Origin of the sequence: Marisediminitalea aggregata, assembly GCF_900129565.1 — a bacterium.
In the GTDB taxonomy this organism is placed as follows: domain Bacteria; phylum Pseudomonadota; class Gammaproteobacteria; order Enterobacterales; family Alteromonadaceae; genus Alteromonas; species Alteromonas aggregata.
Genome location: NZ_FQWD01000004.1, coordinates 239,948 through 264,232, shown reverse-complemented (window position 1 = coordinate 264,232; position 24,285 = coordinate 239,948). Strand labels below are relative to the sequence as shown.

General features: G+C 51.4%; 20 protein-coding genes. 15 read left to right on the top strand and 5 right to left on the bottom strand.

The genetic code is table 11. The features are described from left to right. Positions 1-2: 2 nt before the first annotated feature. The 5 genes from BUB81_RS12715 to BUB81_RS12695 form a co-directional block, all read right to left on the bottom strand. Positions 3-1,820 carry an efflux RND transporter periplasmic adaptor subunit gene (locus tag BUB81_RS12715; protein ID WP_073323331.1) on the bottom strand — a complete coding sequence of 606 codons (1,818 nt, stop codon included), beginning with the start codon at positions 1,818-1,820 and terminating at the stop codon, positions 3-5. Positions 1,821-1,824: 4 nt separating this feature from the next. Continuing rightward, positions 1,825-3,141, bottom strand: a complete 1,317-nt coding sequence (locus BUB81_RS12710; RefSeq protein ID WP_139241577.1) for a TolC family protein — start codon at positions 3,139-3,141, stop codon at positions 1,825-1,827. Between the two features lie 112 nt (positions 3,142-3,253). Beyond that, positions 3,254-3,688: a hypothetical protein gene (locus BUB81_RS12705; protein ID WP_073323327.1), complete on the bottom strand. Its 435-nt coding sequence runs from the start codon at positions 3,686-3,688 to the stop codon at positions 3,254-3,256. Between the two features lie 114 nt (positions 3,689-3,802). Continuing rightward, the gene (locus tag BUB81_RS12700) at positions 3,803-5,014 is read right to left on the bottom strand and encodes a dipeptidase (RefSeq protein ID WP_073323325.1); all 1,212 of its coding nucleotides are present in this window, start codon (positions 5,012-5,014) and stop codon (positions 3,803-3,805) included. Positions 5,015-5,034: 20 nt separating this feature from the next. Beyond that, positions 5,035-6,978 (bottom strand): S9 family peptidase, encoded by a 1,944-nt coding sequence (locus BUB81_RS12695; protein WP_084526516.1) that lies wholly within the window; start codon positions 6,976-6,978, stop codon positions 5,035-5,037. Positions 6,979-7,327: 349 nt separating this feature from the next. Between BUB81_RS12695 and BUB81_RS12690 the strand changes: the two genes are divergently transcribed. The 15 genes from BUB81_RS12690 (at position 7,328) to BUB81_RS12620 (ending at position 24,278) form a co-directional block, all read left to right on the top strand. Beyond that, on the top strand, positions 7,328-8,092 hold the full coding sequence (locus BUB81_RS12690; RefSeq protein WP_073323323.1) for a SapC family protein: 765 nt from the start codon (positions 7,328-7,330) through the stop codon (positions 8,090-8,092). 73 nt (positions 8,093-8,165) lie between these two features. Then, positions 8,166-9,614 carry a molybdate ABC transporter ATP-binding protein ModF gene (gene modF, locus BUB81_RS12685; RefSeq protein WP_073323321.1) on the top strand — a complete coding sequence of 483 codons (1,449 nt, stop codon included), beginning with the start codon at positions 8,166-8,168 and terminating at the stop codon, positions 9,612-9,614. Between the two features lie 358 nt (positions 9,615-9,972). Beyond that, positions 9,973-10,431, top strand: a complete 459-nt coding sequence (mraZ, locus tag BUB81_RS12680; RefSeq protein ID WP_073323319.1) for a division/cell wall cluster transcriptional repressor MraZ — start codon at positions 9,973-9,975, stop codon at positions 10,429-10,431. Further along, a complete protein-coding gene (rsmH, locus tag BUB81_RS12675) occupies positions 10,428-11,363 on the top strand; it encodes a 16S rRNA (cytosine(1402)-N(4))-methyltransferase RsmH (protein WP_073323317.1) in 936 nt (311 codons plus the stop codon). The genes mraZ and rsmH overlap by 4 nt, the downstream gene beginning before the upstream one ends. After that, the gene (ftsL, locus tag BUB81_RS12670; RefSeq protein ID WP_073323315.1) at positions 11,360-11,680 is read left to right on the top strand and encodes a cell division protein FtsL; all 321 of its coding nucleotides are present in this window, start codon (positions 11,360-11,362) and stop codon (positions 11,678-11,680) included. The genes rsmH and ftsL overlap by 4 nt, the downstream gene beginning before the upstream one ends. Then, positions 11,677-13,455 (top strand): peptidoglycan D,D-transpeptidase FtsI family protein, encoded by a 1,779-nt coding sequence (locus BUB81_RS12665; RefSeq protein WP_073323313.1) that lies wholly within the window; start codon positions 11,677-11,679, stop codon positions 13,453-13,455. The genes ftsL and BUB81_RS12665 overlap by 4 nt, the downstream gene beginning before the upstream one ends. Further along, positions 13,445-14,974: a UDP-N-acetylmuramoyl-L-alanyl-D-glutamate--2,6-diaminopimelate ligase gene (locus BUB81_RS12660; protein ID WP_073323311.1), complete on the top strand. Its 1,530-nt coding sequence runs from the start codon at positions 13,445-13,447 to the stop codon at positions 14,972-14,974. Before BUB81_RS12665 ends, BUB81_RS12660 begins: the two co-directional genes overlap by 11 nt. Beyond that, a complete protein-coding gene (locus tag BUB81_RS12655) occupies positions 14,971-16,389 on the top strand; it encodes a UDP-N-acetylmuramoyl-tripeptide--D-alanyl-D-alanine ligase (RefSeq protein WP_073323309.1) in 1,419 nt (472 codons plus the stop codon). Before BUB81_RS12660 ends, BUB81_RS12655 begins: the two co-directional genes overlap by 4 nt. Further along, positions 16,383-17,465, top strand: a complete 1,083-nt coding sequence (mraY, locus tag BUB81_RS12650) for a phospho-N-acetylmuramoyl-pentapeptide-transferase (RefSeq protein ID WP_073323307.1) — start codon at positions 16,383-16,385, stop codon at positions 17,463-17,465. Before BUB81_RS12655 ends, mraY begins: the two co-directional genes overlap by 7 nt. Next, positions 17,465-18,781 (top strand): UDP-N-acetylmuramoyl-L-alanine--D-glutamate ligase, encoded by a 1,317-nt coding sequence (murD, locus tag BUB81_RS12645; protein ID WP_073323305.1) that lies wholly within the window; start codon positions 17,465-17,467, stop codon positions 18,779-18,781. Before mraY ends, murD begins: the two co-directional genes overlap by 1 nt. Then, positions 18,778-20,100: a cell division protein FtsW gene (ftsW, locus tag BUB81_RS12640; protein WP_073323302.1), complete on the top strand. Its 1,323-nt coding sequence runs from the start codon at positions 18,778-18,780 to the stop codon at positions 20,098-20,100. The genes murD and ftsW overlap by 4 nt, the downstream gene beginning before the upstream one ends. Next, positions 20,093-21,157: an undecaprenyldiphospho-muramoylpentapeptide beta-N-acetylglucosaminyltransferase gene (gene murG, locus BUB81_RS12635; protein WP_073323300.1), complete on the top strand. Its 1,065-nt coding sequence runs from the start codon at positions 20,093-20,095 to the stop codon at positions 21,155-21,157. Before ftsW ends, murG begins: the two co-directional genes overlap by 8 nt. 3 nt (positions 21,158-21,160) lie before the next feature. Beyond that, positions 21,161-22,606 carry a UDP-N-acetylmuramate--L-alanine ligase gene (gene murC / locus BUB81_RS12630; protein WP_073323298.1) on the top strand — a complete coding sequence of 482 codons (1,446 nt, stop codon included), beginning with the start codon at positions 21,161-21,163 and terminating at the stop codon, positions 22,604-22,606. After that, positions 22,603-23,553: a D-alanine--D-alanine ligase gene (locus BUB81_RS12625; protein ID WP_073323296.1), complete on the top strand. Its 951-nt coding sequence runs from the start codon at positions 22,603-22,605 to the stop codon at positions 23,551-23,553. The genes murC and BUB81_RS12625 overlap by 4 nt, the downstream gene beginning before the upstream one ends. A 2-nt stretch (positions 23,554-23,555) precedes the next feature. Then, positions 23,556-24,278: a cell division protein FtsQ/DivIB gene (locus tag BUB81_RS12620; protein WP_073323294.1), complete on the top strand. Its 723-nt coding sequence runs from the start codon at positions 23,556-23,558 to the stop codon at positions 24,276-24,278. The last annotated feature ends 7 nt before the right edge of the window (positions 24,279-24,285 follow it).

Below are 24,285 nucleotides of genomic sequence, written 5' to 3'. Positions count from 1 at the left end.
TCCTATTCGTGATGCGCGTGTTCATTGTGAACCGCGCTAGCCTGTGGCGTAATATCGACAATGATGAAATCGCCATCGTGGATCTCAAACGTAAATGAAATTGTCTGGCCTGGTTGCAGGGCGTCCATTGCTACAGCTTCATCTACCGCGAAGTCGAGTGTGGCTGGGCCGCGGCCCCATTTCTCAATAGCTCCGCGCGAAATGTTGAGTACGCGGGAGGTCACATCGACAGTGTTAATCACGCCATCGACAGTGGCCGACTGCACATCCGATTCTGGTGCTTCGTTGCTGTCCTCATTGTTCATTGCGTCATGATCCATACCGGACATAATGTGAATGCCGGTAATGAGTGGCAGACCGGATACGGATTTATCGATTTCCATGTGCAGTGATACGCCGGCACCGAGCTGAGAAATATCAACATCTTCAGCGATGGCGAAATCCATTACCATGGCTGGCCACTGCCAGTCTTCTATAGCCTCGTGACTGGCATTCACCGTGCGCGCTTCGCTATCGACACTGTTGATTTCTCCTGCTACCCAGGCTCGTGATGACATCGACTGTTCGCCATCACTGGCATTGCTGAAGCGCGCTAAATCGGAATCGATGGCGCTTTCTGAATCAAGTAAAAACTGGGCGTTAGTCACGACTTCATCGCCTTCGAGCAGGCCATCGACAATCTCTACCCGATCTTTACTGGTATTGCCAAGGGTTACCGCAACCGACTTAAACTTGCCGTCGCCGAGTGCCAGCACTACACGGTTGTTTTGCGCGGTGCGGATCACGGCGTTGCGAGGGACGGTCAGGACCATCTCGTCATTACTAATTAGAAACACCACGTTGGCAAACATATTCGGCTTGAGTTGCTGTGTCTCATTCGGCAAGCGCAGACGGACTTGTAATGTGCGGGTAGTGGCATTCATGACCGGGTATACGTAGTCGACCATGGCGTGAAAGACGTCGTCCGGGTAGGTATCCAGTGTGATCATGGCGTGCTGACCGGCCCGAATATCGGCCGCTTGTCTTTCCGGCACTTCGGTGGTGAGCCATACTTCGTTCAGACTGGCAATTTCTATAAGAGTGGTGCCGGGCTCTACATAGAATCCCGGGCGAATATTCAGTTTCGCGACAATACCGGATTGCGGTGCAGTAAAGGCCACTTGTTGACTGACTTTGCGCGTGCGAGTAACCGATTCTATTGTGCTCTCTGGCAACTGTAGGGCGATCAGTTTGTCTTTTGCTGCCTTGATCAGGTTTTGATTATTGCGATTAAGCGCAAGCAGGTACTCTTCCTGCGCATTTACCAATTCCGGGGAATACAGCCGGTAGAGCACGTCTCCTTTTTGGACCATTTGCCCTTCGTTGGTCACACTAAGGAACTCGATCCAGCCTTTCACCCGTGGGTGTACGTGGACAATGTTATCCTGATTGAAACCAATGACCCCAAGCGCCGCGACTGACTCAGATAAAGACTCAAATTGTGCTGGTGCGGTTGTTACCCCCAAACTTTGTTCAATATTGGGCGATATGGTTACCGTGCCAGGGGCTTCAGATTGATCGTTGGCGTATACCGGCACCAGGTCCATTCCCATGGGCGACTTGCCGGGGCCATCCCGTCGATAGCTGCTGTCCATGGGAGCCACCCAATACAGAATTTCGTTTTCGTCGTTGGTATCGCCCGACGATTCGTTCATTGCAGCGTGAGGTGCGTCACTGCTGTTGAGCAACCAGCCTGCGCCAAGGCCCAGAACAATGCCGACAAAGAGCATAGCGACAAGGTAGGTCGGTTTCACGGAACCTGAATAATTGTGATGTGTCATGGGATTACTCCTGAGTGGCCTGGGCGGGAAGATAATAGGCGAGTTTTATACCCAGTTTGGCCATCTCACCCTGAATCGATAGTTGTTTGAGCTGTGCGTCCAGCAATGCAATATGGCTTTGTAACACAGCCAGAAAGTCGCCATCTGCGCTGGTATAGGCGTTCAGCGCCGCATCGTATTGCTGTTGTTGTAAGGGCAACAGCGCATCGCGATATCGAGTATAGCGGCGGTTCAGGCCTTGCCATTGGGCATAAAGTTGTTCGACTTCGCTAAGCTGTTGCTGAATTAACCAGCGCTTTTCGGTCTCAATACTTTCTGCTTGCTGTACGGTGGCTGAAATGGCCGGGCGATGATGCGCGCGGCTAAATAAGGGCACGTCAACACTCACGCCAACAGAAACAAAATCCGCTCTGGAGCGGTTGGCCGTATCGTCCTGACGATAGGCGTAGCCGGCGTTGACTTCCCATTGGGGCTCAAAACTTTCGGTGACCTGCTGTTGCTTGATTCGCTGTGTTTCAATTTGTGTGTTCTTCAGGCGAACAGAAGGGTGTTGTTGCAGCAGTGCAATGCGATCTGCATCGGATATCGCTCGCTGGGCATACCACTGCTTTGCCGTTAACCATTGAGTGTCGCTGTCTGCAGGCGATAAATAGCTCAGTTGCTGATGCAATGCGTCTGGTAGCCACAGAGTAAACTTCGCTTGCGCCGTTTGTTGGCTGGTCAGTGCAGTATCCAGTCTGTCTTCCAGTGCCAAGGCCAGTACATCTGAACTCAGTACGTCATATTGTGACGGACCTGACGATGCAGCATAGCTGTTTTCGATGGCATCGGAGAGTTGACTGACGACCTGCTGTTGAGCCTGAATTAGAGCGGCACTCTGCGCCGCTATCAGCCATTCTGTCCAGGTCAGTTGAATATCGCGTCTGAGTTCCCATTCACGGTTTAGTCTGCGCAGGGGTTCAGCGCTAGCCTGCGTTGCTATTTGCTGACGTTGCAAAGCAACGCTGTCACCGCGCGGCAACATCTGCGACACGCCGACTTTTAGCTGTGTCATGGCCTGTTCGTTTAGTGCGAAGCCATCGGTCGGGACGTTGAGCACGCTAAGCGAAACACGCGGGTCAGGTAGCCGACTGACCGCTGCTTGTTGTGAATTCAGCGCCTGTTCGGATTGCCTGCTTTGTTGCAACGACAGATCGTGTTTAACAGCGCTGTCCAGCAACCAGTTTAACGCCTCACTGGCGGGTTGCGAAGCCATAGCGCCAGGACTCATCAGGCTGAGTAACAAGCCACACAGGGTGGCAATATAGGTTGTTTGTTTCATGTTAAAACCCAAAACGGAATATCAGTAACAGATATCGTCAAAGCATTGCTTCAACAGACATACGGCAATTTGCCATGTGCAGTTCGAACCGGCGAATGCACCGACTTGGGTTTTAGGCTATAGGTGGGCGGAACGGTGTATTCAGCTGACCGCTGAAGGGCTGAGCAGAGAAGCGTAGTGACGCGTGTTGTATTGTCACCGGGCTATTGATTTGAGGATACTCGGCAATAAATACCGGCGACTGACACAAATGTTTGCAAGCACAACCGCCTTTGTCGCAATCACTTTGCATGGCGCAATTGTGAGCAGTCTCTGCACCAGTGACTGCATCGGTGGCTGCTTCAGTATTGTTACCAGATTCAGGACAGCAGCTGTGGGCATTTGCCGATGCACTGTGGTGCTGTTTCATGTCAGCATTCATCGTGTCCGGCGCTGCTTGTGTCATGGTGCTCGTTTGCATCTCAGGCGCAGTCAGGCTCATTGCATGCCCGGCCAGCGGGAGCAATGTGATGGCTGTTATCAAAAAATACAAAACGATGCGCTGCATGGTTATCCTGACTCTATCAACTATCGATGAGTATACGTTAATAAACTTTGCTGGCACAAGAGGCTTGTGCCAGCAGTCGAATGTTCCAGCCGCTGAGCGTTAAGGCGCAGCAAACTAGTGAGCTGCTGCGTAGGCTTCTACTTCAGACCACACTCGCAACAGGTTTTCGCCCAACAACTTAGCGATGCTGGCTTCGTCATAACCGCGGTCCAGTAAGCCCTGCACTAACGACGGGTAAGACGCGACGTCTTTTAGCCCGATGGGGAGGGAATCACCCACGCCATCGTAGTCAGAGCCAATGCCAACATGATCTATGCCGATCAGCTTCACAACGTGGTCTATGTGATCCAGCACATCCGCCAGCGTTGAGTAAGGGTAAGGATTTTCTTTGCTGTATTGGTCAGCAAAGTTTTTAACCTGCTCGCTGTCTTCGCCAAATTCTTTAATAAGCGCATTGCGCTGTTTGGTGCGGTTGTCACTCCACATGCGGGCCTCTTTGGTGACAAAACCCGAGCCGAAGTTGATCATCACAACACCGCCGTTTTCACCCAGCTTAACCAACATGTCGTCTGTCATGTTGCGCTCAAAGCCTGGCGTAAAACTACGCAGCGATGAATGCGAAGCAATAACCGGCGTATTGGTCAGTTCGATAACCTGATAAAACGCGTCGTCAGAAACATGGGAAATATCGATTAGCATACCGATGTTGTTCATTTCTGTGACCAGCTCTTTACCAAAGGGGCTCAGGCCTTTCCACTTGCGGCGAATATCGTAGGACGAGTCACTGATGTGATTGGCGCGTGAGTGAGCCAGTGTAATGTAACGCACGCCTCGATTATAAAAGGCTTCCAGATTGGCCAGGTCGCCTTGAATCGGTGAACCGTTTTCCATTCCCATCGGCAGCGAAATCAGGCCTTTGGCAAATTGTTCACGCACATCCGCGACGCTGGTGGCAATGGCAAATTTGTCCGGGGCGCGGGATGCGATGGCCTCAACCGAATCTATCAGCAAATGCGCCAGTTGGGTGGACTCGTCTGAATTATCCAGACTGGCCGGAACGTAAATCGACATAAACGGTGCGTTCAGACCGCCTGATACCGCGCGAGGATAATCAAAGTCCCCGTCGGCAGTGGCCTCGGTTACATCAACCCATTTGTTGTGAACGCGATATGGCACATCGATATGGCCGTCAACAATGATGTGTTTTTTCGCAATTTGTTGAGCGACAGACAAGCCTTTGTAGGCGTCGACCTCATTTGATGTGGACTGACAGCCTGTTAATAGACTGAGAGCGGTAAGCGTGCCAACCATCAACACATGCTTCATGGTACAGGTTCCCTATTGTTTTATTGTTGTGTAGTTAAATGGCGTTCTAAAAATTCTGCCAACGCACGGTAAAAGGTAACACGGTTTTCCAATTTACTCACGCTGTGACCTTCATCAGGAAAACGTAAATACGTCACTGGCAGGCCCTTATCCCGCAGTACTTTCACCATACGGTCCGATTCGGTAACCGGGTCACGAGGGTCGTTAACACCGTGCTCAAAAAACATCGGAGCCTGAATGTGATGCACCGTATTGATGGGCGAGTTCTCGGCGTAAAAAGCCTGCCATTTGGGGTCGCGAATATCGCCATATTCAATGCGGTCTGAGGCTTTCAATCCCGGTGAGGCTTCCTGTAGCGCTCGCACCCAGTCAGATACGCCAACAAACGAGGCGCCAGCTTTAAATGCATCCGGATAAAGCCCCATCACGGCGTTAACCATGTAGCCGCCGTAGGACCCACCCATAACGGCGCTGTTTTGTACATCAATGCGAGGATCCGCTTTCAGATAGGACAGTGCATCAACCAAATCTCGCACGCTGTGCAAGCGTTTTTCCTGATTGTCTAAACGCGCGTAGGTTTTACCAAAGCCGGTAGAACCCCGCACGTTAATGTCCAGTACCGCAATGCCTTTACCCACCAGATATTGCGTGAGCGGTTGCCAGGCCGGTTTAGCCTGAGCTGTAGGACCGCCGTGAACATCAATGACCAGCGGTACATTGTTAAGTTTGCCTTTCGGTAAATAAAGTAAGCCGTGCAAGGTAATGCCATCTCTGGCAGGAAAATCAATAGCTTCGGGCGTAATTAAGGCATTGCTGTCTACACCCGCCAGTGTGGCGTCGACCACCAGGCGATGGCGATTACTTGTCAGGGTCGTGGTGTACACTTTCGCAGGCGATGTCGGGCTGCTAATTTGCACAGCCAGCGCATCACTTTCACTCGCGCAGCTCACGCTGTATACGCCTTCGGGCATGTCAATTTTGCGCGTTCCAGCCCCGGTTAATTTACTGCTAAATAAGGTATCAAAGCCGTTTCTGTTTTCGGTCCAGACGAGGCTCGACGGTTTGCTACACAGTTGAAGGTTTTCTAAGTCGAACTGACTTTCATGTATCAAGGTTGTTTTTTCTGTTGTGAGGTCATAAGAAAATACAGCGGTCATTTCACGGTCTACATTCGACACAAAATAGAGCGTGTTGCCGTCGTCACTCCAGTGGAAATGGCTAAAGGCAGCGGCCACAGCCGGCGTGTAAAGCGGACGTAATTCACCACTGGCTGAATCCAGCAGGAAAACGTCTTGTGCATCTTCTCCACGGGTTTCCGTTACGATGACATTGTGCGTACCGGGTTGCCAGGCCGCAGGGAAAAAGCCGAATTCAGCCTGATAAATCATGCTGGACTTACCGGTAGTCATATTGTGTTCGTAAATATCAAAGTCCCGGCCGTTACGTTCAGTCGACGCATAGGTAAATCGCGTGCCGTCGTGATTGAATTCGCCGAAACGTCTGAACGCATTACTGTGAGCTAACAACAAAGACTCCGACAGGCCGTTGGTGTGAATACTGTAGAAAGCCTCGCGCTCGTTACCGTCATTATCAGCGCCATATATCAGTTGAGTACCATCGGGGTGCCAGCGAAAAAAGGACAGGCCATTGCCAAACGTCAGCTGCTTTGCCTGACCGCCATGAACCGACTGTACCCACAGCTGACGCACGCCGGTAATAGTGCTCAGATAGGCGATTTGCGTACCCTGAGGGTTAATGCGGGCCTGGCTGACGCCACGTGAAAGTAAGAAACGGCTAATGTCTACCGGCTGCTCACCCGCTAACCCGATATTCAGTGAAGTGACAGTCGGCGTGTCCTCTGAATACGGCCAGTGGGTAGGGTCAGCCGTGTTTGCTGATGCGATGCTTACACAGCAAAAGGAAAGGAACAATAGCGGGATTTTTCGCGAAATTAAAAGTGACATAATGGCTTGCTACCCTGTAATCGAGGGCTTAAAGGTATACCAAGCAATTGGTTCTTTGTGCTTTTTTTCGGTTAATCGACAAAAATGTCTGTTCAGTGAAGATATGCAGCGAAGTGGGCGGCTTTACGGCTGACGTGAAATACGCCATACTGCCTGCCGACTGGTTGGCATCAAAGGGCGAAAAACCCGGAACTGTTTCGACTTAAACGCGTCGAAGGAAGCTGTGATTGCTTTGGAATGGATCACGACTCATGGTTTGTCGATGACATCAACCACCCCATTATGGATAGAGAGTTGCCCCGATTAAATCAGTGTGGCAACGAAGCAAATAACAATTGAGATAGTACTTATGGCAATGAATTTTGTACCGCTGGATAAAAACAAACATAAAGACATTAAAGTTGCGGTAGATCCAGCTTTCCCATTTGCAAAGAATACCCACTTAGCAGCCGCATCCATCCGTGAATTTGCCCAGTTGGCAAGCGCGATGCCGCTGGTATTCATTCAGGATCCGAAAACTGAAAACCACCACGTTGTTGCGATGCTGGGTATGGAGCCTGGTCAAAACCTGTTTTTGGTTGAAGACAAATGGAACGCGCCGCATATTCCAATGAATATCGTTCGCTACCCGTTTGACGTTCGCCCTGATGGCGAGAAACTGGGTGTATACATCGATGAAAACAGTGACCAGATCAAAGACGAAGGTCAGCCTCTGTTTAAAGAAGACGGTGAGCCAAGTGATTTCCTGAACAACCGTCAACAGCTGTTGGTAGATTTGGCGAACAGCGAAATGCTGACTCAGCAATTCGTTAAGAAAGTGGTTGAATTGGGCTTACTGGACGACGTTCAACTGCGTCTTCAGTACGTAAACGGTCAGGGTCGAAACGTTGGCGGCATGATGACCATCAACGAGAAGAAACTGATGGAGCTGTCTGATGAGCAGGTACTTGAACTGCATAAAGCGGGCTTCCTGGGCGCAATGTATGCCATCATGATGTCGCTTGGCCAGTTAAACCGCCTGATCGAGCTGTCTGCAAAAACAGATAACCCAATTCGCTCTATGCATATGGGTCCTGCTCAAAAAGAAGAGCAACCGGCACCTGCTGCACAGTAAGCACTAGCTGTTTGACCAAAAGCGGGTATTCACCCGCTTTTGTTGTTTTAGGACCTCAGGAATTCACAGCAACATGTCTATTCATCTGTCTGATTGTCAGGTAAAGCTGGCACCCTCATTCTCTTTTTCCGTTCCATCACTGCGTATTACCGAAGGACAACATCTCGTTATTACCGGCTTTAACGGCAGCGGCAAATCCTCGCTGGCCGCCGTGATTGCTGGTGTGGGTGAGCTTCAGTCTGGTTCAAGAAATGTACCCGATAGCATGGGCTGGGTAAGCGTTGCCCAGCAACAGGCCATTATTGATGCCGAACGAAAAAAAGATGATGCAGACATTCTGGATGTCGTGCCAACACCCAGCACGGCCAGACAGATTGCGCTACAGCACAATGATGAGCCGAATGATGTCCAGCGCCAGGCGCTAACCGAGTTGGCCGAACTGCTGTGTATCACTGCGTTGCTGGACAGAGCCTTTTTGTCGCTGTCAACAGGGGAAACCCGCAAGGTATTGTTGCTCCAGCAATTGCTGGATGCGCCCGACTGGCTTATCTTGGATGAACCCTACGACGGGCTTGACGTTGAATCCGTTGACCGATTAGCAGAGTATCTCGATGGTCTCGCCAAGCGCTGTACCATGATACTGGTGATAAACCGGTTGAGTGAATTACCCCAGTGGGCTGGCAAACTGGTCTTTATGCAAAACAACCAGATCAGCTGGCAGTCAGAAGGTGACTCGCTGACCGACGGAGATCGCGGTCACATCAAACAGATATTACACATCCAGCATCAGGTTAGTGCACTACCACCAGCAGACAGTGATAATCGGGCTCCGGTACTGGCCGACCGCGATGCGCCACTGGTAAAGCTGGTCAATGGCAATGTAACCTGGGGCGATAATACGGTTTTCGATGCCCTGAATTGGGAAATTTACCCTGGCCAGCACTGGCAGATCAGTGGGCCCAATGGCTCGGGTAAAACCTGCTTGCTGACTCTGATAACGGGCGATAACCCACTGTGTTACCGCAACGATCTGACCGTGTTTGGCTACAAGCGCGGCAGTGGCGAGAGTATCTGGGATATTAAACAACACCTCGGGATCGTTTCGAACAGTTTGCACTTACAGTACCGGGTTAATTGCTCGTTGCTCGACGTTATTTTATCGGGTTATTACGACAGTATTGGCTTGTATCAACAACCGACGCTCGCTCAACGCAAACTGGCTACAGCGTGGTTAGAGACTATTGATATGTCGGCTCAGGCGAAAACCCCGTTCCAGTCGCTGTCTTTTGGTGACCAACGCCTGGCCCTGATTGCAAGAGCAATGGTAAAGCATCCGAGTTTACTGATCCTGGATGAACCCTGTAATGGTCTTGACGATGCCAACAGGGTGAAGATCCTGGCAATGGTAAACCTGCTGGCTCGGCAAGGTGACACTACCCTATTGTATGTAAATCACCACACTGAAGACCGTATTGACGCCATTGAACACTGCCTGGACATGCGTGATTTTGCTATAACCTAGGACAAATTATTCGCGCAATGGGAAAACACAGTCTCGCGGCGCCCGAAAACGAGGGCGGGCGATATAGTTCTTATTACCTTATATAACTTCTGCTTTTGCAAAAAGCCTGCCTTTGTGCAGGCTTTTTCATTTTCTTACTTGTTATCAGCCACTTCGGCTGTAAGCCGCGAACGTCGGAAATTTGACACTGAAAACATCGTCATTTTACCGGGTATTTTTGCTTGACAGTGGGAAGGATTGATACCTAAACTGTGAAATGTGGGTAAAAGTGGCGAATAGTGGATCATATAATCAACGTTTTGCAGATTAGATCTCATAAAACAAGAACAACAAGATCAAATAAAAAAAGGCTAGGGGAATGTTCCGCGGCGCTAATGCAATCAATCTGGATTCAAAAGGGAGACTGGCCATACCTACCAAGTATCGACAGTCTCTTTTGGATGATTGTAACGGACAGCTGGTCTGCACCATTGACACACAACAAAGCTGTTTGCTGCTTTACCCACTTCCCGAATGGGAAGAAATTGAATTAAAGCTGAGCAAGTTTTCGAGCATGATCCCGTCTGAACGACGCATGCAACGTCTGCTGCTGGGCTATGCAACCGAATGCGAAATGGACAAAAGCGGCCGCGTGCTGCTGTCTTTGCCATTGCGCAAACATGCCACACTCGATAAAGAAGTGATGTTGGTGGGTCAACTCAATAAGCTTGAAATTTGGGATGCCGAAACCTGGGCAACGCAAATTGACGCGGATATGGAAGTGGAACGTTCAGGTGGATTTGAACTGACCGAGCGACTACAGGACTTCTCGTTATGAGTGAAAGCTTTAAACACACCTCGGTACTCCTACAAGAATGCCTTGACGGTCTGGCGATCAAGCCAGACGGTATCTACATTGACGCCACATTTGGACGTGGTGGTCATTCTGGCGAAATTTTGTCCCAACTGGGTGAGCAGGGCCGCTTGATCGCGTTTGACCGCGATCCTCAGGCCATTGAAGCCGCCAAACGATTTGCCGACGACAAGCGTTTCACCATCGTACATTCTCCGTTTGCTGATATGGCTGAAGTCATTGAATCGATGTCGTTAAGCGGCGAGATCGACGGCGTTCTGATGGATTTGGGCGTGTCGTCGCCACAGCTCGACGATGCCGAACGAGGCTTCAGTTTCCTGCGTGATGGTCCACTGGACATGCGTATGGATACAAGTCGCGGGCAAAGTGCTGCTGAATGGCTCGCAGAAGCCGATGAGCAGGACATTACCCAGGTCATTAAGGAATTTGGTGAAGAGAAGTTTGGCAAGCGTATCGCGCATGCCATCGTAAACGAACGCAAGGTCAATCCAATAACGCGCACCAGCGAGCTAGTGCGGATTATCGATCAGGCGATGCCGGTAAAAGACAAGTTTAAACATCCGGCTACCCGCACGTTCCAGGGCATTCGTATTTACATCAACGCGGAATTAGAGCAGTTGCGTGTTGGATTGAAAGCTGCCACCGCGATCCTTAAGCCGAAAGGGCGTTTGGCGGTGATTTCGTTTCACTCACTGGAAGACCGCTTAGTGAAGCGGTTTATGAAAGAACAGAGCAAAGGCAAAGCGGTACCTCATGGTTTGCCGCTTACGCAGCAGGAGATTGACGCAGATAAAGTGCTGTCGTTAATTGGCAAGGCCATCAAGCCTGGGGAGGACGAACTGGCGGTCAATGTCAGGTCCCGCAGTGCGGTACTCAGGGTGGCAGAAAAACGATGACAAACGCGTCTACGAATTTTAATTTGCTCCTCATCCTGGTTACCGAATTGACCCGCCATAAGTTGCGGGTTTTGTTGTTTATAGCGGTCATCGTAAGTGCGCTTGCTGTGATCCTGAGTAGTCACCATAATCGCCAGCAAAACATAGCGTTAGAGCAACTCATGCGTCAGAAAGACGACCTCGACGTGGAATGGCGAAATCTGGTGTTAGAGCAACGCGCGTTAACTGAGCACAACCGCATTGAAGCGCTGGTAGAAAAGCATCTGGATATGCAGCGCCCTGGCGTTGACGACGAAGTGGTGGTACGCATTAAATGACCACGATCACGTTAAAAGCCAGTAAGTCGAAAACCAGCGGCGCAAAAATGAATAACCGGCCGGGGCCCATGCAATGGCGCTTCCTGGTCGTGCTCGCCGTGATTGTTATGGTATTTCTGGTACTGGCGATGCGTGCCGCGTTTATTCAGGTCATTGAGCCGGATGATCTTATTCAGCAAGGCGACAGCCGGACTTTGCGTACCCGCAATATGCCGACGTATCGCGGTTTGATTACCGACCGCAACGGTGTTGAACTGGCGGTCAGCGTGCCGGTGCGCGCTATTTACGCCGATCCTAAAATTATTCACGAGTCCAACGCATTGAACCAGACACGTCGCTGGCTGGCGCTGGCCGAGGTGATTGGTCAGGACGTCGATGAGCTGGTGAGCAAGGTCGACAACCCACAACGACGCTTTGTTTATCTGCAACGTCAGGTGTCGCCGGCGATGGCGGATTATGTCGAAAAGCTGGAAATCCCGGGCGTATATTTGCGAAAAGAGTCGCGTCGTTACTACCCAACCGGCGAGGTTTCTGCTCAGCTAATCGGTATTACCAACGTCGATGATCAAGGTATTGAAGGTCTGGAGCGGTTGTATGACGACTGGCTTACGGGTTCGCCCGGCAGCCGCAAAATTCGCCGTGATGCCAAAGGGCGTCAGGTTGAAGTGCTGGAAATGAAAAATGGCGAAGCGGCAGGTAACCTGGCGCTGACAATTGATCAACGCATTCAGGCACTGGCTTATAAGCAAATCAAAGAAGCCATGCTGTACTATCAGGCCAGCTCGGCGTCGGCCATTGTGGTAGATGTTCATACCGGTGATATTCTGGCAATGGTGAATGCACCGTCGTTTAACCCCAATGATCGCAGTGATATTTCACCGCACCGTATGCGTAACCGCGTGATCACCGATGCGTTTGAGCCAGGCAGCTCCATGAAGCCGCTTGCCGTGCTCAGCGCGCTGGAATTCGGGTCAGTGAAGCCCGGCGACATCGTCGATACTTCACCGGGCTGGATGCGTTTAGGCGGCAGTCTGGTTAAGGACTTCCGCAACTATGGCAAGCTGAGTCTGGCGGAAATTATTCAGCATTCCAGTAACATGGGGACATCCAAGTTGGCACTGTCTGTGCCCAAGCAGTTCCTGTTGGATTCTTATTACAACATGGGACTGATGTCTGATACCGGTGTGAATATGCCGGGTGAGAGCACGGGTATCTTCCACGAACGCAATCGCTGGTCTGAGTTTGAATTGGCAACTTTGTCGTTTGGCTACGGGATTTCCGTGACGACGGCACAGCTTGCAAGAATGTACGCGACTATCGCGTCGGGCGGCATCAAACGCCCGCTGAATATTGTGCGTGATGCACAAACAACAGGGTATCAGCCAGCAGAAGAGCGGGTTATCAGCGAGGCTAACGCAAAAGCGATTCTGGCCATGATGGAAACCGTTACACAGGACGATGGGTCAGGTGTGAAAGCGCGTATTCCAGGATATCGGGTGGCAGGTAAAACCGGTACAAGCCGCAAAGCCGTCGCCGGCGGCTATGGCGAAGAATACGTAAATATCTTCGCTGGCGTGGCGCCTATCAGCGATCCACAGTTGGTTACTGTGGTGCTGATCAATGAACCCGGCGGTGATTTGTATCACGCGGGTGATACTGCAGCGCCGGTGTTCTCAGAAATTATGGGCGGAGCCCTGCAACTGCTAAACATAGCACCGGACGACCGCCAAATGAGTGCAACACAAGTTATTGAGAGGGCGAGCCATGGTGGTTAGTGCCTTTACCCAGAGCCTGCACGCGTTGATGTTAAAGTTCGGTGTGAATGCACCGGACATCCGTGTGCAGGGCTTAACACTGGATAGTCGCGAAGTCACCCCCAAGGTCGTCTTTGTCGCGGTAAAAGGCCACCAACAGGATGGTCGTGACTTTATTCCTCAGGCCGTTAGCCTGGGCGCCAGAGCAATATTAGCTGAAGCCGATGATGCCAGTGAGCACGGTAATATCTCCATGCGAGAGCAAACCGTGATTATTCAGTTTTGGGGGCTTAGAAGCCTGTTGTCATCCATTGCTGCGGCTTTTTACGATTACCCGGCAAATAAGCTGGCCACTATTGGTGTAACCGGCACCAACGGCAAAACTTCAGTCGTACAGTTACTCATGCAAATGAAACACCGCTTGGGACATCGTGCCGCCTCTATTGGCACGCTGGGCAGCGGTATTTATCGCGATGAAGCCTCCTACGCGCCAGCCAGCAACGGTAATACCACGCCGGATGCCATTTCTATGCAATATTTGCTTGCTGAGTTTGTTCAGCAAGAAGTACAGCAAGTGGCTTACGAAGCGTCGTCCCATGCGCTGGTGCAGGATCGCTTGAAGCAAGTGAAGACCGATATTGGTGTGTTTACCAATCTGACGCGCGACCACCTTGACTATCACGGCACTATGGAAGCGTACGCAGAAGCGAAACGGGCCTTGTTACATCTACCGGGGCTGGGAAAAATTGTGTTAAATCAGTCCGATTCTGCCAGCGCTGAGTGGCAGGCCGCGGCCGGCAACGAGATTGAAACGGTATGGACAAATGTGCTGCCAGATACACCGCAGAATTTGCCCGAACAGCGCTATTGTTTTGCCACAAATGTGCAATACCATCCAAATGGATGTCAGTTCAGGCTGGCGAGCTCATGGGGTACAACCGTGGTGCAGGTTGCCTTACTGGGTGAGTTTAATATTGCCAACCTGATGAGTGCGACGGCCGCATTGCTGTGTCAGGGCGAACGATTTGCCAATGTGGTAAAAGCCATTGAGCAGGTACATGCCGTGCCGGGTCGCCTGGAAGTGTTTGAATTTGAACAGCGCGCGAATGTCGTGGTGGATTATGCCCATACGCCTGACGCGCTGGAAAAAGCACTTGCCGCATTGCGCAGCCATACCCACGGACATGTGTGGTGTGTATTCGGTTGTGGTGGCGACCGTGACAAAGGTAAACGTCCTTTAATGGCAAAAGCGGCAGAAGCCGGGGCAGATTACCTGGTGATCACCACCGACAACAGCCGTTCTGAACAGCCTGAAGCCATTGTGGCCGACATCAAAGCCGGGCTCACGAAGCCTGAGCTAGCCCAGGATATTCCAGATCGGGAACAGGCGATTCGCTATTGCCTGAGTCACGCCGCAGCAGACGACTTGATTCTTGCTGCGGGTAAGGGCCATGAAGATTATCAAATCATTGGTAAGCAACGAATTAACTATGACGAACGGGCAGTGATAGCTCGTTTGCAGCAGGAGTGCAGCAAATGATAAACACAACGCTGGCATGGATTGCTCAACAGATCCAGGGACGATTAGATGGTCAGGATATAGCAGTAAGTGCAGTGAGCACTGATACGCGACAAATTAATCAGGGTGACGTTTACCTGGCACTCAAGGGCGACAACTTTGACGGCCATGCATTTGCAGAAGCGGCCATCAATGCCGGCGCCAGCGCGATCATCGCAAGCACACAACTTGACGTCAGTGTGACATCACGGGTACCGGTTATTTACGTTGAAGATACCAAGATCGCGTTGGGTGATTTAGGCGCTGCAGTCAAAGCTGAGATCAAGCCAAAAACCATAGGCATTACCGGTAGCAGCGGTAAAACTACCGTCAAAGAAATGTGTGCGGCTATTCTGGCACAGCGCGGCAACGTCTTAGCCACCGCGGGAAACTTTAATAACGACATTGGTGTGCCTTTAACGCTATTGCGTCTGACACCTGAGCATGAATACGCCGTTATCGAAATGGGCGCCAATCACCTGGGTGAAATCGCTTATACCACGAATCTGGTAAAGCCGGATGTGGCGACGATTGTGAACGCAGCTGCGGCTCACCTTGAAGGCTTTGGTAGCTTGTTGGGCGTGGCCCGGGCAAAGAGTGAAATTTTCAAAGGCTTAGGTGAGAAAGGCCTGGCCATTGTGAATCGCGACAGCCAGTTTGCTGAGTTCTGGTTGGGTAAGTTGAAGTATCAGCCGGTACAAACATTTGCCCCGGATTCAGCAAACCCGGAAGCAGATTATTACGCTTCGGATATTACTATTGACCTGAATGGCTGCGCAGAATTTGTCATGCATACGCCAAAAGGCAGTGCAGAAGTACGTTTATCAGTGCCGGGTATGCACAATGTGGGCAATGCGCTGGTGTCAGCCGCGCTGACCATGGCGGTCGGCGCCACGTTGGAAGACATCAAGTTCGGTTTGCTGGCGATGAAAGCGGTGGGTGGACGACTGAAAGTTGTGCCGTTTACCGACCAGGTACGCGTGCTGGATGATACCTACAATGCCAACGTGGGGTCGGTGAAAGCCGCTATTGATACCCTGGCCAGCTTCGCCGGTAAACAAGTACTGGTACTGGGAGACATGGCTGAACTGGGCGAGCAGGCGCGTTTTTATCATCAGCAGGTAGGCGAGTACGCGAAACAGCGCGGCATTGATTGCCTGTATACCGCAGGCGTACTTAGCCAGAGCGCTACTACGGCATTTGGCCAGGGCGCATTTCATTTCAGCGAGCAATCTGCATTGGTCGATGCACTGGTTAGTGATTTAGGTCATGAACAACGCGACCTGACTATTCTGGTTAAAGGCTCGCGCAGCGCCAGAATGGAACAAGTTATTACAGCATTGGAGGAATCCCCATTGGGAAAGCTTAATCGTCGGCGGGAGAAAATAGCATGTTGATCTGGCTCGCCGACTGGCTAACGCAGTTTGAGACTGGGTTTAACGTATTTTCTTATTTAACTATGCGGGCCATTCTGAGCACGCTGACGGCCTTGCTGATCGCCATTCTTATCGGCCCGAAAATGATTCGCTGGCTGCAAATGATGCAGATCGGTCAAACGGTTCGCAATGACGGCCCGGAGTCACATTTGTCCAAGGCGGGCACGCCCACAATGGGCGGACTGTTAATCCTCGCCGCCATCGTGATCAGTGTGTTGCTTTGGGCAGATCTCAGCAACCGTTATGTGCTGGTTACGCTGTTCGTGGTGGTAACGTTTGGTATCGTCGGTTTTGTGGATGATTACCGCAAAGTGATCCGCAAGGATTCCAAAGGTTTAATCGCGCGCTGGAAATACTTCTGGCAGTCGGCAATCGCGCTGTGCGTGGCGTTTTACCTGTATAGCAGCGCTCAGCAAATGGAAGAAACCGCGCTGTTGGTACCGTTTTTCAAAGAAGTATTGCCGCAACTGGGCATCTTTTACATCGGCATTGTGTATTTCGCCTTGGTAGGTACCAGTAATGCTGTGAACCTGACAGACGGTCTTGATGGTCTGGCTATTGTGCCGACGATACTGGTGGCGGGCGCGTTTGCCATTTTTGCTTACGTAACCGGCAACGTGAATTTCTCTGCCTACCTCAATATTCCGTACATCCCACTCACCAGTGAGCTGGTGATTGTGTGTACCGCAATTGTGGGCGCGGGCCTGGGATTCTTGTGGTTTAACACTTACCCGGCCATGGTATTCATGGGCGATGTCGGCTCGCTGGCACTGGGCGGCACGCTGGGCGTACTGGCAGTTCTGGTTCGTCAGGAAATTGTCCTCATCATAATGGGCGGCGTGTTTGTTATGGAGACCTTGTCAGTGATCATGCAGGTGGGATCTTACAAACTACGTGGTGAGCGCATTTTCAGAATGGCGCCTATTCACCATCACTATGAATTAAAAGGGTGGCCAGAGCCGCGCGTTATTGTGCGCTTTTGGATCATCTCACTGATATTGGTGCTCATTGGACTGGCTACGTTAAAACTACGCTAATGACTAACTTAATAAATAACGCAAACAATGTTGTTGTGGCAGGTGCGGGTATCACCGGGATGTCCTGCGTGCGTTATTTACTGGATCAGGGCAAGTCTGTGAAGCTTTGGGACACCCGCCCTGACGCTTCAGTACCAGATACACTCACCATTGATGTCACCTGCGGTGAATTGCCAGCAGATTACTGGCAGGGCGTGGATGTGCTGGTCGTTAGCCCGGGGATTTCACCTGCGCTGCCAGCGATTCAGGACGCTGATGCTTGTGGGGTAAAGGTCGTCGGCGATATTGAACTATTCGCTCAGGCCATACAGTGTCCGGTGCTGGGTGTGACTGGCTCCAATGGCAAAACCACGGTAACACTGCTAGCTACCCATATTCTTGAACACCTTGGCATAAAAGCGGTCGCGGCCGGCAATGTCGGATTACCGGCACTCGATGCATTAGCCTTGGCGCCTCAGGCCGTGGTGTTGGAACTGTCGAGTTTTCAGTTAGAAACCACAGAATCCTTGTCGTTAGTCGCCGCCACTTTACTGAATATTTCCGCGGACCACCTCGATCGTCACGGTAGCTTCGAGGCTTACCGCGAAGCGAAGCAGCGGATATTCGCGCATGCAGCCTGTGCAGTTACGCATCGTGACGATGCCGAAACAAGCCCCTGCAATGCCGATATACCTTGCATTGAGACAGGACTTACGCAATCTCAGACCGGTTTTGGCTGGGATGCCACATCGCAGGCGATTTTGTATAACGGCGCGCCTTTATTGAAATTGTCAGACACCCAATTAGTGGGGCTACACAATGTGCTCAATATACAGGCTGCGTTAGCGCTGGTGTCGGCACTGGAAATAGATCTGTCAGAGGCTGCAGAAGCGGTAAAAACCTTTAAGCCAGCACCGCACCGCTGCGCCAAAATCGCGGTGAAAGGTGGAGTGAGCTACATTGACGACTCTAAGGCGACGAACATAGGCGCAACTGAAGCTGCGCTAACGGGCCTCGCGCCTTCGTTAACCGGGCGCTTGGTGTTAATCGCAGGTGGCGATGCAAAAGGCGCGGACCTGTCCGAACTAAAACCACTGCTCGATGAACATGTTGATGTGGTTATTGCGCTAGGTCGGGACGGTAAAGTCCTTAGCGATATCGCCGAAAACGGGCACTATGTTGCTACACTGCCTGACGCCGTGAGTCTGGCCGCATCGCTAACCCAGCCGGGTGATACAGTCTTATTGTCGCCCGCGTGTGCGAGTCTTGACATGTTTAAGAATTATCAGCACCGGGCAGAAGTCTTCGCCGGTGCCATTGGGGAGCTGTCAGCATGAATGCCGTGACCAGCCAGCTTGCCTCGTTATTTTCAGCGCGTCATGATGAGCCTGCGCACAGTGAACCCGTGTTTGACGGGGGCATTGTATTGGTAGCCTTTGCGCTGATGGCGATAGGTCTGATCATCGTCTGTTCAGCATCCATGCCCATTGCAGACCGGCTTCACGACAACCCATTCTACTTTGCTATTCGCCATGGCATTTATCTGATTGGTGCGGTTATCGCTGCCATGGTGGTGGTGCAGTTACCTATGCAATTCTGGCGTGTGGCTAACCCCTACATGCTGTTGCTGGCAATAGGGTTATTGGTGGCAGTGCTGCTGATAGGTCGAAACGTAAATGGTTCAACCCGTTGGCTTGCACTCGGTCCCATCACCATTCAGGCCGCAGAGCCCGCTAAATTATTCTTTTTCTGTTATCTGGCGGGGTATTTGGTCCGTCGCTACGATGAAGTAACAGAAAACCTGAAAGGGTTTATTAAGCCGCTGGTTGTGTTTTTTATCCTGGCATTATTGCTCTTGGCTCAACCTGATTTGGGGACTGTGGTTGTGATGTTGGCGACGACTATCGGGCTGCTGTTCCTGGCCGGGGCAAGATTGTGGCAGTTTTTCGCGTTAATGTTTGTCGGCATTTTGGCCGTTGTGGCATTGATTGTCTTTGAGGAATACCGGCTAAGACGGGTAACCTCGTTTTTAGACCCATGGGCTGACCCGTTTGGCAGTGGCTACCAGCTTACTCAGTCGCTAATGGCTTATGGCCGCGGCAACTGGTTTGGTCAGGGCCTGGGTAACAGTTTGCAAAAGCTGGAGTTCCTCCCCGAAGCGCACACCGATTTCGTAATGGCGATACTGGCTGAGGAGCTGGGCTTTGTTGGCGTTATGATGGTATTGCTGCTTATGCTGTGGCTGGTACTTCGCGCATTGCAAATTGGGAATCGCGCGTTGGCTAACGACCGTCCGTTTGATGGTTTTATGGCTTACTCCATTGGCATCTGGTTTAGTTTCCAAACGGCGGTCAACATTGGTGCAAGCGCCGGTATTCTCCCGACTAAAGGGCTTACCCTGCCATTGGTTAGTTATGGCGGCTCTAGTCTAATTGTCATGGCAGTTGCTGTATCGCTGTTGCTTAGAATTGATTTTGAACTGCGTGTGGCCGGCGTCCAGGCGCTGACCAAAGGAGCAAAAGCCGACGCTAAGCGCGAAGCTAAACGCAACAAAAAGCGCGAAGCGAAAGCCAAAGTGAAACAAGCCATGCAAAGCGCGGAAGACCAGGCTGAAGAGGCCAGTTTTGTAGATGATGAGGAGACGCGTCATGACTAAGCGTTGCCTGATCATGGCGGGCGGGACTGGCGGTCATGTCTTCCCCGGGATTGCAGTGGCAGATACATTAGTGAAACGCGGCTGGCACATTGATTGGCTGGGCACGGCAGAGCGTATGGAAGCCCAGGTAGTGCCTCAGCACGGTTATCCGATTCACTTTATTCCGGTAAAAGGCTTGCGAGGCAAAGGTATTCAGGCAAGGTTAAGTGGTGTGTGGGCATTGTTTAAGTCGCTGATTGCGGCACGCAAACTGGTGAGAACCTTACAGCCAGATGTGGTGCTTGGCATGGGCGGATACGCCAGCGGGCCAGGCGGACTGGCTGCCTGGAGTCTGGGAATCCCGGTTATTGTGCACGAACAAAACGCGGTGCCCGGTATGACCAATCGGTTGCTGGGCAAAGTGGCGAAACGCATCATGCTGGGCTTCGACTCGGCCAAAACACATTTTGGTTCGCAGCGACAAAAGTGCGTGGCTGCGGGCAACCCGGTACGAAAAGCGATATTGGATCTGCCGGTGAAATCAACCTCAACCGCGCCGTTAAATATGTTAGTGGTGGGGGGGAGCCTGGGCGCCAGACCACTGAACGAAAACATTCCTGCATTGTGTAAAGACATGCCAGGGCTGGCTATTTGGCATCAAAGCGGTAAAGGCAACGCAGAAGCGGTGAAACAGGCTTATGGCAATACAGAAGCCAAGGTTACCGAATTTATTGACGATATGGCTGAGGCCTATCAATGGGCAGATTTTATTGTTTGCCGGGCTGGCGCATTAACCGTGGCTGAGGTGGCCGCGGCAGGTAAAGCGGCGATTTTTGTACCGCTTCCGCATGCCGTTGACGACCATCAGACACAAAATGCCCGTTCGCTGGCAGACAATCAGGCAGCGGAATTGGTGCCTCAGTCAGCGTTAGCTGACAAGTTGCCAGGCATTATTCAGACTTGGATTAACGATCCTCAGGCGTGCGAAGCTGTTGCCATGAAAGCCAAGCAATTTGCGCCACATGACGCAGCGGGCCAGGTGGCCGACGCATGCGAATACGTTGTAACTGGAGAGTAGTAAATGGTTTTAGAAACACCTTTTCAAAGCCCACAAATGCGTAAAGTAACACGCATCTTCTTTGTTGGGATTGGCGGTGCCGGTATGGGAGGCATTGCCGAGGTGTTGTTGAATGAAGGTTATCAGGTAGCGGGCTCTGACATTCAGGCTGGTGCGATGACTCAGCGCCTTACGGCGTTGGGGGCCGATATTGCGATTGGCCACAAAGCGGAAAATGTCGAAGGCGCCAACGTGGTGGTGGTATCCAGCGCCATTAACGAAGCCAATCCGGAAATTCAGTTTGCCAGACAACAGCGCATTCCCATTATTCGCCGTGCAGAAATGCTGGCAGAACTAATGCGCTTCCGCCACGGTATTGCGGTAGCCGGGACACACGGTAAAACCACGACAACCAGTCTGATCGCGACTATTTTTGGCGAAGCTGAAACCGATCCAACGTTTGTCATCGGCGGGTTACTGAACAGTGCGGGTACAAACGCCAGATTAGGCAAAAGCCGGTATCTGATTGCCGAAGCAGATGAAAGCGATGCGTCGTTTTTACATTTGCAGCCAATGATGAGCGTAGTCACGAATATCGAAGCCGACCACATGGATACCTATGACGGTGATTTTTCGAAAATGACCGACACCTATATCGAATTCTTGCACAATCTGCCGTTTTACGGTCAGGCCGTGGTGTGTGGTGATGATCCGGTAATCCGAGACTTGCTGCCGCGCATTGGGCGCAGTGTGCTGACCTACGGTTTTAATGATGATAACGATGTGCGGGCTACCAATATTCAGTATCAGTTTGGCCGCACAACCTTTGATGTGATTCGCCCTGGCCGCGAGCCGCTGGCAATCGAACTGAAGCTATCCGGTGCGCATAACGTATTGAATGCGCTTGCGGCGATTACCGTTGCCACCGAAGAAGACATTGAAGACAGCGCTATTTGCCGTGCGCTTTCCACGTTTGGCGGTATTGGTCGTCGTTTCGAAGTACTGGGCGAGTTCAGCACTTCCGTCGGTGAAGTTACGCTGGTGGATGACTACGGACACCACCCGACAGAAGTGGCGGCAACCATAGCGGCGGCCAGAAATAACTGGCCTTCACAACGTCTGGTGATGGTGTATCAGCCTCACCGCTATAGCCGTACCCGCGACTTATACGAGGACTTTGTGGAAGTATTATCTCAGGTTGATTGTCTGTTGCTGCTTGATGTCTACGCGGCAAGCGAACAACCCATTGAAGGGGCCGATAGCCGGGCATTAGCGCGGTCGATTCGTGCACGTGGTCAGTTAGAGCCTGTGTATGTGGGAAGTCATGAAGAATTACCCTCGATTTTGGCGAATCAGTTGCAAAATGGCGACATTGTGATTACCCAGGGCGCAGGTAATATTGGTCAATTAGCGAAAAAACTGGCAGCAACCGGGATGGAACCTGAAAAATTGCAAGGGCAACTATCATGACGTTCACGACTTACTCTGCAGAACAATACGGGCGTGTTGCTGTGATGTTGGGGGGCGATTCGGCTGAGCGAGCAGTGTCTCTTAACTCGGGAAACGCCGTATTAAAAGCCCTGCTATCAGCGGGTGTCGATGCCTTTGCATTTGATACGGCAGAGAGGCAACTAACTGATTTAATATCGGAAAAGGTCGACCGCGTATTGATAATGCTGCATGGTCGGGGGGGTGAGGACGGCTCTATGCAAGGGGCGCTTCAACAGTTGGGAATTCCTTATACTGGCAGCGGTGTATTGGGCTCTGCGTTGTCGATGGACAAAATCCACACCAAGCAAATCTGGCAATGCCTGCAACTTCCTACTGCGAAATATGAAATTGCTGTAAAAAGTCGCTTTGAAGCTGGATCATGCGGCGCTATAATGAATAAATTAGGGGGAAAAGTCATGGTCAAACCTGCTCGGGAAGGCTCGAGTATTGGGATGGCTAAAGTGACAAGCGCTAAACAACTAGAAACGGCCATTCAGGACGCCTTTAAATACGATAATCAAGTCCTGGTTGAGCAGTTCATAGATGGGCGGGAATTCACTGTATCTGTGGTACAGGGAAAAGCCTTACCATCGATCCGCATGTCAACCCCACATACGTTTTACGATTATTCGGCAAAGTACCAGGATAATACTACCGAGTACTTTTGCCCCAGTGGCCTGTCTGATGAACAGGAAAGCACATTGGCACAATTGTGTACGGACGCGTTCGATGCATTGTCTGCTACCGGCTGGGGCCGGGTAGATGTAATGCAGGACAGCCAGACCGAACAGTTTTATTTACTGGAAGCCAACACCGTGCCGGGCATGACTGAAAAAAGTCTGGTTCCCAAAGCGGCAGCCGCAGCAGGTATTAGTTTTCAGGAACTGGTACTGGCCGTGCTGGCAACCAGTATGGAGCCTGCGTAATTATGGCGGCGCAACAGCAATCTGCCCCATGGGGCGGCATCACCTTTTTGGTGGTGGTGTTTGCTGTGTTAGTCGCAGTAGGTGTTAAAACTTACAGCTGGATGCAGGACGAGCAACGTGCACCTGTGCAGGTCATCGATTTTTCAGGCCGGTTTAAACACCTTGATGTGCTAAAACTGGAAAAATTGATTCGTCAGTCGCAACCCGGCAGCTTTTTTGCTTTAGATGTGAATGACATACATCAGTTATTGGAGCAACAGGCCTGGGTGTACCGGGCATCGGTGCGCAAGCAATGGCCAAACCGCCTGAAGGTGTATTTGGTTGAGCAAACACCGGTTGCACGCTGGAATGAAGATTTAATGCTGAACCCTTACGGTGAAAGTTTTAATGCCGAGGGAAAGTCACTTGGTTTACCTCAATTGTTTGGTCCGGGTGGCAGTGAGAAGACAGCATTGGAAGGATACAACGCCATGCAGTCGTTACTGGCAGGGCGGGAGCTAACGATCGCAGAGTTATCGCTAAGTGAGCGGTATGCCTGGCAGGTTCAGCTCAAGAACGGCATTGAAGTCAACCTGGGAAGACAGGAATTCATTGACCGATTGCAGCGTTTTGTGGATGTGTACCCGCTGTTAGCGAAGCAGCCCAAAGCCATACAGTATGTAGATTTACGATACGACACCGGATTGGCCGTGGGCTGGTCTGAAGACGACACGACAAAAAGTTAAGAGATTG

Coding starts and splice junctions, on each gene's coding strand:
- BUB81_RS12715 (WP_073323331.1), bottom strand. CDS start 1,820: ATGACACATCACAATTATTCAGGTTCCGTGAAACCGACCTACCTTGTC.
- BUB81_RS12710 (WP_139241577.1), bottom strand. CDS start 3,141: ATGAAACAAACAACCTATATTGCCACCCTGTGTGGCTTGTTACTCAGC.
- BUB81_RS12705 (WP_073323327.1), bottom strand. CDS start 3,688: ATGCAGCGCATCGTTTTGTATTTTTTGATAACAGCCATCACATTGCTC.
- BUB81_RS12700 (WP_073323325.1), bottom strand. CDS start 5,014: ATGAAGCATGTGTTGATGGTTGGCACGCTTACCGCTCTCAGTCTATTA.
- BUB81_RS12695 (WP_084526516.1), bottom strand. CDS start 6,978: ATGTCACTTTTAATTTCGCGAAAAATCCCGCTATTGTTCCTTTCCTTT.
- BUB81_RS12690 (WP_073323323.1), top strand. CDS start 7,328: ATGGCAATGAATTTTGTACCGCTGGATAAAAACAAACATAAAGACATT.
- modF (WP_073323321.1), top strand. CDS start 8,166: ATGTCTATTCATCTGTCTGATTGTCAGGTAAAGCTGGCACCCTCATTC.
- mraZ (WP_073323319.1), top strand. CDS start 9,973: ATGTTCCGCGGCGCTAATGCAATCAATCTGGATTCAAAAGGGAGACTG.
- rsmH (WP_073323317.1), top strand. CDS start 10,428: ATGAGTGAAAGCTTTAAACACACCTCGGTACTCCTACAAGAATGCCTT.
- ftsL (WP_073323315.1), top strand. CDS start 11,360: ATGACAAACGCGTCTACGAATTTTAATTTGCTCCTCATCCTGGTTACC.
- BUB81_RS12665 (WP_073323313.1), top strand. CDS start 11,677: ATGACCACGATCACGTTAAAAGCCAGTAAGTCGAAAACCAGCGGCGCA.
- BUB81_RS12660 (WP_073323311.1), top strand. CDS start 13,445: ATGGTGGTTAGTGCCTTTACCCAGAGCCTGCACGCGTTGATGTTAAAG.
- BUB81_RS12655 (WP_073323309.1), top strand. CDS start 14,971: ATGATAAACACAACGCTGGCATGGATTGCTCAACAGATCCAGGGACGA.
- mraY (WP_073323307.1), top strand. CDS start 16,383: ATGTTGATCTGGCTCGCCGACTGGCTAACGCAGTTTGAGACTGGGTTT.
- murD (WP_073323305.1), top strand. CDS start 17,465: ATGACTAACTTAATAAATAACGCAAACAATGTTGTTGTGGCAGGTGCG.
- ftsW (WP_073323302.1), top strand. CDS start 18,778: ATGAATGCCGTGACCAGCCAGCTTGCCTCGTTATTTTCAGCGCGTCAT.
- murG (WP_073323300.1), top strand. CDS start 20,093: ATGACTAAGCGTTGCCTGATCATGGCGGGCGGGACTGGCGGTCATGTC.
- murC (WP_073323298.1), top strand. CDS start 21,161: ATGGTTTTAGAAACACCTTTTCAAAGCCCACAAATGCGTAAAGTAACA.
- BUB81_RS12625 (WP_073323296.1), top strand. CDS start 22,603: ATGACGTTCACGACTTACTCTGCAGAACAATACGGGCGTGTTGCTGTG.
- BUB81_RS12620 (WP_073323294.1), top strand. CDS start 23,556: ATGGCGGCGCAACAGCAATCTGCCCCATGGGGCGGCATCACCTTTTTG.